Annotated in this window: 9 protein-coding genes; 1 reads left to right on the top strand and 8 read right to left on the bottom strand. The window is 53.9% G+C overall.

Annotation, left to right across the window (positions count from 1 at the left end; all coding sequences use genetic code 11):
• Positions 1-54: 54 nt before the first annotated feature.
• The 5 genes from ACR0CE_RS18780 to ACR0CE_RS18760 all read right to left on the bottom strand — a co-directional run bounded on the left by ACR0CE_RS18780 (position 55) and on the right by ACR0CE_RS18760 (position 3,819).
• Positions 55-942 carry a GAF domain-containing protein gene (locus ACR0CE_RS18780; protein WP_480540067.1) on the bottom strand — a complete coding sequence of 296 codons (888 nt, stop codon included), beginning with the start codon at positions 940-942 and terminating at the stop codon, positions 55-57.
• A 122-nt stretch (positions 943-1,064) separates the two neighbouring features.
• The gene (locus tag ACR0CE_RS18775) at positions 1,065-1,250 is read right to left on the bottom strand and encodes a hypothetical protein (RefSeq protein WP_480484411.1); all 186 of its coding nucleotides are present in this window, start codon (positions 1,248-1,250) and stop codon (positions 1,065-1,067) included.
• 87 nt (positions 1,251-1,337) lie between these two features.
• Positions 1,338-2,387, bottom strand: a complete 1,050-nt coding sequence (locus ACR0CE_RS18770) for a nuclear transport factor 2 family protein (protein ID WP_480484410.1) — start codon at positions 2,385-2,387, stop codon at positions 1,338-1,340.
• A 168-nt stretch (positions 2,388-2,555) separates the two neighbouring features.
• Positions 2,556-3,503 (bottom strand): haloalkane dehalogenase, encoded by a 948-nt coding sequence (locus tag ACR0CE_RS18765; protein WP_480484409.1) that lies wholly within the window; start codon positions 3,501-3,503, stop codon positions 2,556-2,558.
• 61 nt (positions 3,504-3,564) lie between these two features.
• Positions 3,565-3,819, bottom strand: coding sequence for a hypothetical protein (locus ACR0CE_RS18760; RefSeq protein WP_480833437.1), 255 nt, complete (start codon positions 3,817-3,819; stop codon positions 3,565-3,567).
• A gap of 20 nt (positions 3,820-3,839) precedes the next feature.
• Between ACR0CE_RS18760 and ACR0CE_RS18755 the strand changes: the two genes are divergently transcribed.
• Positions 3,840-4,472: a tyrosine-type recombinase/integrase gene (locus ACR0CE_RS18755; RefSeq protein ID WP_480495824.1), complete on the top strand. Its 633-nt coding sequence runs from the start codon at positions 3,840-3,842 to the stop codon at positions 4,470-4,472.
• Positions 4,473-4,915: 443 nt separating this feature from the next.
• On the opposite strand, the gene ACR0CE_RS18750 is transcribed toward ACR0CE_RS18755, so the two are convergent.
• The 3 genes from ACR0CE_RS18750 to ACR0CE_RS18740 are packed head-to-tail and all read right to left on the bottom strand — an operon-like array spanning position 4,916 to position 8,815.
• Positions 4,916-5,998, bottom strand: coding sequence for an ABC transporter ATP-binding protein (locus ACR0CE_RS18750; protein WP_480509102.1), 1,083 nt, complete (start codon positions 5,996-5,998; stop codon positions 4,916-4,918).
• 3 nt (positions 5,999-6,001) lie between these two features.
• Positions 6,002-7,657, bottom strand: a complete 1,656-nt coding sequence (locus ACR0CE_RS18745; RefSeq protein ID WP_480495820.1) for an alpha-amylase family glycosyl hydrolase — start codon at positions 7,655-7,657, stop codon at positions 6,002-6,004.
• A 9-nt stretch (positions 7,658-7,666) separates the two neighbouring features.
• A complete protein-coding gene (locus ACR0CE_RS18740) occupies positions 7,667-8,815 on the bottom strand; it encodes a carbohydrate ABC transporter permease (protein WP_480833436.1) in 1,149 nt (382 codons plus the stop codon).
• Position 8,816 lies beyond the last annotated feature (1 nt).

Raw genomic sequence — 8,816 nt, 5'->3', positions numbered from 1 at the left:
CATCAGAACGCGGCGTAGATTGAAACTGCGGCGAGCCTGATCCTCCTAAGCCAATCAAACGCTCGTGTTCCAAATCATTCGATGACGGACATCTTCGCCCGGTTTCAACTTCAGAAACCGAGCACCAGCATTTGCTATGAGTTCAAGATGTGTTCCCTCTTTATTGAGCATCGCCAAAGCCGACATATCCACATCGCACAAACGCAATACGCTGTTGAGGATTGTATCGAACACAGGTTTTTCATCGTCGCGGGAACGGCTAATCACTTCGAGAACTTCTCGTGTCGCAGACTCGCGTTCAAGCCGGGTCTGAATTTCGTGAAATTGACGCACGTTCTCAATTGCGATCACGGCTTGCTCAGCAAACGTCTGAGCGAGCGACACCTCTGACGGATTGAAAGGACTGATCTCTCGCCGAAACAGAGTTAAACATCCTATTCCGGCGCCGTCCTTGATTAATGGAGCAAAAAGTACACTTCGGATGTTTGAAGTATCGACCATGGAACGGACAATAGGACTGCCATTTTTGTAAAGTTCGCTTGTTCCCATATCGTCGAATGCAACAAGACGACCATCAATGATTGATCGCGCCGCGTAGGACAAGTCTCTGTCCATGCGCATCTGCCCACTCTCAAACAAATCGACTGCTGCTTGGAACATACCATTGTGAGCGGCCAGCGTCTGCGCGTTGTCATCTGCAGTACCCAAAACCAGCCCCGCAAACGGCGCATTGCAGAGCTTGCAAGCGTGGTCGAGGATCGCATCAAAGACAGGTTTTTCGTCTTCACGGCTCTGGCTGATGACTTCAAGAATGCTCCGTGTAGCCGCCTCTCTTTGTTGTCCGCGCGCGAGATCACTCAGCAGACTTTCTCGATCTAATCCCCCTCGCGAGCCCCGCGCGCCCATCTCAACCACCTCTTTACGCTTGTCGAATTTAACCATGTAGGACTTCGCATGCCAAACAAATGCACCAACGCTGCCAATCAACGACGGGTCCAAATGCGAATGAGCATTTGTCCAGGATCTGCCAGTTCGACCCTACCAACTAAAATGAGAGTCTCCATTCAACATCGCGCGCCAGGATGAGCGCTTCCAGCGTGGGCTTGATCCACACCGAAATTATGCAAATGGCGGGCGACGATCTGTGCCGTGCGCGTTTCGGTAAAGCCAATTTCCGGATGAGCATGCAGGTCCTGTAAAATCGCGGTCAAATCTTCGGCAGTGTCTGCAATGGTGAGAAGAACATTCAAGCCAAAATCTCTTTTATATGCGCTTCTGTTGCCGAATGAGCCTGGGCAAGGATGGCGGATTACCATTTTTGGCTGGGAGGCCAGTTCTTAGGTGGTTCTTTGCCAATCGAGTTTAAGTATTGAGTGCTCCCCATCCAGACCCTTTAGCGGAATTGTCATCGGGTCGCGAAAAAGAAACTCATTCGACCCGCCAACCATAATCCGCGTGGCGTCTGACACACAGATATCACTTGGCGCAGCAAGCGACGCGATGCGAGCGGCTTTGTTTACCACTGTTCCGAAGTGATCGGCGTCAGAGGTAATCACTTCGCCGGTATGCAAACCAATTCGAACTTGCAGTTTCGGTTCGGCAGTTTCAGCTGCGTTGGCGCGCTGAATATTCTGAGCCGCTAACAGGGCGGCCCTCGCAGACCCGAAAGTAGACATTACACCATCACCAAGCGATTTCACCAATTGCCCACCGCTATCGACGATATGGGTCTCGACCAGCTTTAGGTGCCTGCGCACAGAATCGGTCCAGAGTGTGTCCCCTATCGTTTCAGCGATCGTCGTGCTGTCGGCGATATCTGTGAACATGACAGTCGCAATACCGCTTTGACCAAGTTCGTATGGGGTGGACAGGGCGGCATCGAGAAGTTCCTCAAAACCTTTTGCCTCGTACCCGAAGCCTTCAACGTTGTTGACGGGAATTGAGTTGTGAACATGCACGATTTTCCAGGAACCCTTGTCAAGTTTCAAAATGACGGTGGAGCGCAATTGCGCGGATTGTCCCGTTTCAATTGCGTCGATGGTTGCCTTCCATTCCACCCAGCCAAGAGATCCGCATTCAAAACCACGCAGTTCATCCGGGCGCCACTGAAACCGTGGAACCTCCTGAATATACTGCGCCATGCCACGACGTAGCGCATCATCCCGCCACGCCTCATCCTCGTCAGAGCCAAAATAGGACAACGCTGGATCGTCAGAGAAAAGATGTGCGACCGTTTCGCCGTCGCCGCGACCGTACGCTTTGATCCAACGTTCCACTATGGCGGCAAGTTCTGGCGAAGGGCATATCCGGTCTGTCATCAAGTGAATGATAGCAACTACAGCGTCTTGCGCATAGCACTCTAAAAATAGAGAACCGGTGAAAACCAAATGCAGCAGCAGCGCGGAAAGCCGCGGCTAGCGCAACAGATAACCCATGGTATCAAAGCACTCAGAATTTTCGACGTCACGCAAAGATCACTTTCGAGATAACTGCATCTGGCGGCTTTTTCCGTGTTTTGTCTATTCATGCTGCGGTCTGCACGAAGTTCCCAATTCTCAACCCTTAGGCCGAATGAGATGTCCTCCATCTTCCCATGCAGACAAGCCCGCGCGAGCAACTTGTTCTCCGTTGGTCTCCTGAACGAAGTGACCTGCGTCTGGCAACATCAGAGGTGGGCGGACTACGCCCAATATTTCGTGCATGCGTTTCATCAGCCTCGGCGGGATCAGAACATCTGCTTCTCCTATCGCCATGAAGCTGTCGCCCGACCAGTCAGTTTTCCACCATGCCGCTGCACGTCGCGACACATCAACGCCCTCCATGTCGGGTTCGGTCATTACCAGCGACGGGAACTTCCGCACGCCGCCCCGATAACGCGCGTCCGGGAAAGGGGCGGCGTAAGCGGCCGCAACTTCATCACTCATGCCGGGCACGTATTTTTGAAACAATGCGGCCACGTCATAGTCCGGTTGAGTTCGGTGGAATTCCCTCCAGGCATCGAATCCTTCGCTGCTACCGCCACCCAAGCCAAGAACTGTGTTCATAACCAATAGCCGATTGAAGCGATCAGGCATGTCTGGTGGAATGGTAAGACCAAGAAGCCCACCCCAATCCTGTACAACGAGTGTAATTCCTTTGAGATCGAGCGTTTCAATCAACTCGATCAAGCTCTGTCGGTGAAATGTGAAAGTGTAGCAATTGTCTTGGATAGGTTTGTCAGACCGGCCGAAACCGAACAGGTCAGGAACGACAACTCGGGCGCCAGTCTCGAGAAAGACCGGGATCATATGCCGATACAAAAAACTCCATGAAGGCTGCCCATGAAGGCACAAGAACACCCGCTCTGCATCTTGCGGACCTTCGTCTATTCTTGCCATCCGCAGGCCTTCATACCCGGCCAACTGATCTTCGTACTGAGGATGCCAGGCGAAATCAGGCAGGTTTAGAAAACGATCGTCTGGCGTACGTACTGCGTCAATAGGTGACAATCCTGTTCCCTGCATTTCTGTTTCTGTTGGCTAAAATTGCATCTTTCAGCGTAATCTCACAAGCTGACATGGCAATTCACGAATGAATGGCAACTTCGTCCACGACCTGCTCGTTGCCTTCGAAATCTTCGCCGCGCGCAGCACAGATGGCCGGTTTGACCACTGCCATGCATCGAAGAAGTTTATGCACATGCCGAATCTTTCTCGCTGCGTGCGTGCGCAGCGAGAAAATCGAATTCACAGAATGGGCTCGTTCCAGACCTCGAATGCGGCGCAGCATCCTGTGATATGTTGCCTCGGTCAACGTCGGGTTGTCGTTGTGGGAGGGCATGGCGGATCGGAGGATCAGTCATGGAAACACCAAACTTACCTGCCATTCGTGCGCTTCGTCCCGCCTGGAACAAAGGACGTATTGTTGGTCAAAAGCGCCCCCTGAAGCCAAAACACGTCTGGGCGATCCGGGTTAGGCTCGAACTCGCTGAGAACCATCGCGATCTGGCACTGTTCAATATGGCGATCGACAGCAAGCTCCGCGGTTGCGACCTGGTGAAGATGAAAGTCGTTGATGTTATGGCGACAGGTCAGATCAAGGAACGGGCGTCGGTCTTACAGAGCAAAACACAGAAACCTGTGCGATTTGAGATATCCGAAGGGACTCGCGCCTCGGTCGAGAAGTGGATGGAAGACGAGGTGATGATCGGCTCCGAGTACCTTTGGCCGGGCCGCTTCCATGAGCGGCTGCACATCTCGACCCGTCAGTATGCTCGAATCGTCCGCGACTGGGTCACGTCGATTGGTCTGGAGGCAAGCGCCTATGGCACGCATTCGATGCGTAGAACCAAGGTCACTCAGATCTACAAGAAGACCGGAAACCTTCGCGCGGTTCAGCTCCTTCTGGGCCACACGAAGATGGACAGTACGGTCCGATACCTCGGTGTCGAACTCGAGGATGCCTTGGCCATCGCTGAAGCCATTGAAATCTAGTGCAGTTGGGTCGCCTACGCGGGCGGCCCAAACTGGTCATTCATCGCCTCTGGCCACGCTGCGGTGCAGCTTCAACGAACCGGCCATTCGCTTAATCTGCGAGATCGACGAGTTGTCCGACGTCTGCCTTGCGGGCAAAGTGAGCAGCGAAGTGACGCACATGATCCGCAAAGGTCAGCTTACGCCCGGAATCTGTCCGTTTCGCCAAGTTGCGGCATTGGCGGCACAAGCAGAGGGTTCGGTACCAACTCTTCGTTCAGTAAGAAACTTTGCAATAGATCCTAGGACACTGGGTAACGAAGATCGAAGAACACTGCGTGTAGTATCACGTCCCTTGGGAAATGAGCGCCTTTGAATGAAATTGTTACTGTCTGCCTCGATCAAAGTCCGAAACGCCATTAACACCAAGACTTCCTGGCCAAAAGTTCGCGACAAAGCCCTCATCATTTCCGCATTGACAAACCATTGTGAAACAGATGCACTTTGCTCGGGTCCGCATTCAATTTGACAGCTTTCCCACGTCGGTTTCGTTCAACGCCAGGAAACTTGGCGACGATATTCTCAGCCCCCGGCCTGCTGGCAAAATACAGCAAGGTCACTTCACCCAGGGCTTCGACAAAATCGACAGTGCCGTCCAGAAACCCAGCGGCGGCGTCGGCAACGAAATCCTCAGGTCGTACGCCGATATTGACCTGCAAACCCATTTGTTCGGGCGTGGTCGAAATGGATGAAACGGCTTTTCCGCCCGCATCAAGTGTGACCTCTGTCAAATCCCCGGTTTTGGAAATATTGCCAGACAGCAGATTCATAGAGGGCGATCCGATGAACTGCGCCACAAACTCGTTATCCGGCGTTTCGTACAGTTCCAGTGGCGTACCAACCTGCGCGATGCCTTTGTTGGCAAGAACGACGATCCGGCTGGCCAGCGTCATCGCCTCAACCTGATCGTGGGTCACGTAGATCATTGTGCTTTCGGGCATCGCCTCTTTCAGGCGCGCAATCTCGATCCGGGTTGCAACGCGCAGCGCAGCATCGAGGTTCGAAAGCGGTTCGTCGAACAAATAGACCTTGGGGTCTCGCACGATGGCGCGCCCGATAGCGACGCGCTGGCGTTGCCCTCCGGACAGAGCCTTGGGCAGACGATCCAAGAGCGGATCCAGTTGAAGGGTCTGGGCCGCGCGTTCAACGGCGGCATCGATCTCGGCAGCAGGCATCTTGGCGATCTTCAGTGCAAATGCCATGTTCTCGCGCACGGTCAAATGTGGGTAGAGCGCATAGGACTGAAACACCATGGCAATGCCCCTTTGGGCGGGCGGCACATCATTCATGACCTGCCCTTCGATCTCCAAGGTGCCGCCGGTGATCTTTTCCAGCCCGGCAATCATTCGCAACAAGGTTGATTTTCCGCAACCCGATGGACCGACAAAGACGATCAACTCGCCCTTTGCGATATCCAGATCGATATGTTTCAGAACATCGACCGGACCATAGGATTTCGCGACATCCGTAAGTTTGAGTTCTGACATGGTTTACCCCTTAACCTTGGCCATCAGACAAAACTGTGCGGGGTGCAGCGTAACGCTTCCTGCACCGTCGCTACCGCCGAGTTCCCGCCCGATGACCCGCCAATCACCCAAGGGCAAGTCGACCCGCTGAGCTTCCGTTCCAAGGTTGAAAGCACAAAACACCGCTTCAGACGCATCCTCACGCTGGAAAGTCAGCACAGGTCCAACCTGTTTCATGTTGGACTGTGCACCCGTAGTTAGTGCTGGGTGGACGCGGCGCAAGGCGATTGCGCGGCGATAATGGTGCAGCATCGATTGGTCGTTCGCCTCGAGCCGGTCAACGGCTCTTTCCGTTTGGGCCATACTAACAGGCAACCACGGCTCACCGGTGCTAAAGCCTGAATGTTCGTCCTGCGTCGCCCAAACCATTGGCGTGCGACATCCGTCGCGACCCTTGAACTCGGGCCAGAACTCGATGCCATAGGGGTCTTGCAGTTTCTCGAACGGAACATCTGCCTCGAGCAAGCCCAGTTCCTCTCCCTGATACAAACAGGCAGAGCCGCGCAGACACATCATCAGAACCGCGTGCTGGCGAATGGCCGCATCGTTTAGGTCCCAGCGCGAGGCATGACGTTCAACATCATGGTTCGAGAACGCCCAGCATGGCCATGCGTCGCCTGCCTTTTCCTCGAGCTGATCAAAGACCTGCTTTGCATAAGGCGCGGTCAACGCACGCTTTTCCAGAAACTCGAAGGCATAGCACATATGCATTCGTTGATCGCCCGAGGTGTACTGACCAATGATTTCCAGCCCGCGCTGTGCATCACCGACTTCACCCAAACAGGCACGGCCTTCATATTCGTCGGTCAGCGCGCGCAACCTTTCGAGGAAGGCGATATTCTCGGGCTGACTTTTGGAATAAAGGTGATCCTGGTGGTTATAGGGGTTCACCGCAGGCGCAATTGATGCATTACGTTCTTCGACCGGAAGGGCCGGATTGTCCCGCAAATGTTTGTCGTGGAAATAAAAGTTGATCGTGTCCAGGCGAAAACCATCCACGCCCATGTCCAGCCAGAACCGAGCCACATCCAGCAGTGCGTTTTGCACTTCGTTACAGTGAAAGTTCAGGTCTGGCTGCGAACTCAGAAAGTTATGCAGAAAATATTGCAGGCGACGAGGCTCCCACTGCCACGCTGAACCGCCAAAGATAGACAACCAGTTATTGGGCGGTGTGCCGTCCGGTTTAGGGTCGGCCCAAACATACCAGTCGGATTTCGGGTTGTCCCAATCGGCGCGGCTCTCACCGAACCAAGGGTGCTGATCAGATGTGTGTGACAGCACCAAATCGATCATCACTTTCAGACCCTTGTCATGGGCCTGATCGAGTAACTCGCGGAAATCTTCCAACGAGCCGAACATAGGATCCACATCGCGATAATCGCTGACGTCGTAGCCGAAATCCTTCATCGGAGATTTGAAGAAGGGCGAGATCCAGATCGCATCGACCCCCAGATCCGCAATGTAATCCAGACGTTGGGTGATCCCTTTCAAGTCACCGATCCCATCACCATTGCTGTCCTGAAAGCTGCGCGGATAGATCTGATAGATCACGCCACCGCGCCACCACTCTGACTTTGCTTTGGTTGATTTGGAAAGTTCTACAGTGTTCTGCACGTTCATCAGACGCCTCTATTTGACGGATCCGGCCAGCAGGCCACGGACCAGGTATTTTTGCATTGCGAAGAAAACAATCAGTGGAACAATGATCGAAACAAACGCAGCGGTGGCGAGGATTTCCCAGTTGCCCCCTCTTGTACCCAGCAGTTCGACAATTCGATTGGTCATGACGGTGGTTTGACCTGATGCATCAATCAGGAAGACTTTGGCCACAAGAAGGTCGTTCCAGGTCCACAGGAACTGCAGGATTGCGAAAGACGCCAGCGCCGGGAAGCTGAGTGGAAGGATCAGATTCGTAAAGATCTGGAACTCAGACGCCCCGTCGACCCGCGCGTTCTCGATCAAATCACGTGGCAGACCGGCCATGTAGCTGCGAAGAAGGTAAATCGCCAGCGGCATTCCAAAGCCAGTGTGGGCCATCCAGACACCCAGATACCCTTTGCCGATCCCAATATTAAGATGGAATTTCAGCAAAGGGATCAGTGCGAGCTGAAGCGGAACAACCAAAAGCCCGACAATAGCCGCGATCAGCAACGCGCGGCCCGGGAACTCCATCCACGCTAACGCATAAGCGGCGAACGCCGCAACAAGGATAGGGATGATCGTGGCAGGAATGGTCACTGTGAGAGTATTAAAGAACGCCCGACCCATACTGTCGGTGCTGTCCTCGGCCAAGAGAACCTTGTGGTAATTGTCCAACGTGAACTCGGGTGGAAGTTCTGCACTAACGAAAACACGCGGGCCGCGGCTGCCAGTAAACTCCTCTTCACTTTCCGCTTTGTAGTTCCCGTTTGCATCGACCGTGATAGTCCCGCCACGACGCAATTCCGCTGTCTGACCGGGTTCAAACGCATCCACCGCGCGGGAGCTGATACCCCACCTTGAGATCCTAGCCTTCTGCCCTTTGTCGAACAGGTTCCCTTCAATCACATACATCCCGTTTTCCAGAATTTGCGTATCGGGCACGGCCGTGCGTAGCGTCAGGTTTTGTTCGGACGGATACAGGGATTTCCACCAGCCACTGGTCGCGATCTGGTCAGCCGTGCGAAAGGATGAGACCAACAATCCCAGTGTCGGTATTACCCAAAGCACCACGAGAAAGAGGACCGAGGCCTGGACGATCCATCTAAGGGCGGGTTTGGTTCCTGCAATATCGCTCATC

The sequence above is a fragment of the Ruegeria sp. L11 genome, assembly GCF_056531755.1.
The sequence above is the reverse complement of the archived record's forward strand: the minus strand, read 5'-3'. Positions and strand labels throughout refer to the sequence as shown.

Bases quoted from the DNA above. Each gene is read 5' to 3' on its own strand.
- ACR0CE_RS18780 (WP_480540067.1), bottom strand. From the start codon at position 942: ATGGTTAAATTCGACAAGCGTAAAGAGGTGGTTGAGATGGGCGCGCGG.
- ACR0CE_RS18765 (WP_480484409.1), bottom strand. From the start codon at position 3,503: ATGCAGGGAACAGGATTGTCACCTATTGACGCAGTACGTACGCCAGAC.
- ACR0CE_RS18760 (WP_480833437.1), bottom strand. From the start codon at position 3,819: ATGCCCTCCCACAACGACAACCCGACGTTGACCGAGGCAACATATCAC.
- ACR0CE_RS18755 (WP_480495824.1), top strand. From the start codon at position 3,840: ATGGAAACACCAAACTTACCTGCCATTCGTGCGCTTCGTCCCGCCTGG.
- ACR0CE_RS18750 (WP_480509102.1), bottom strand. From the start codon at position 5,998: ATGTCAGAACTCAAACTTACGGATGTCGCGAAATCCTATGGTCCGGTC.
- ACR0CE_RS18745 (WP_480495820.1), bottom strand. From the start codon at position 7,657: ATGAACGTGCAGAACACTGTAGAACTTTCCAAATCAACCAAAGCAAAG.
- ACR0CE_RS18740 (WP_480833436.1), bottom strand. From the start codon at position 8,815: ATGAGCGATATTGCAGGAACCAAACCCGCCCTTAGATGGATCGTCCAG.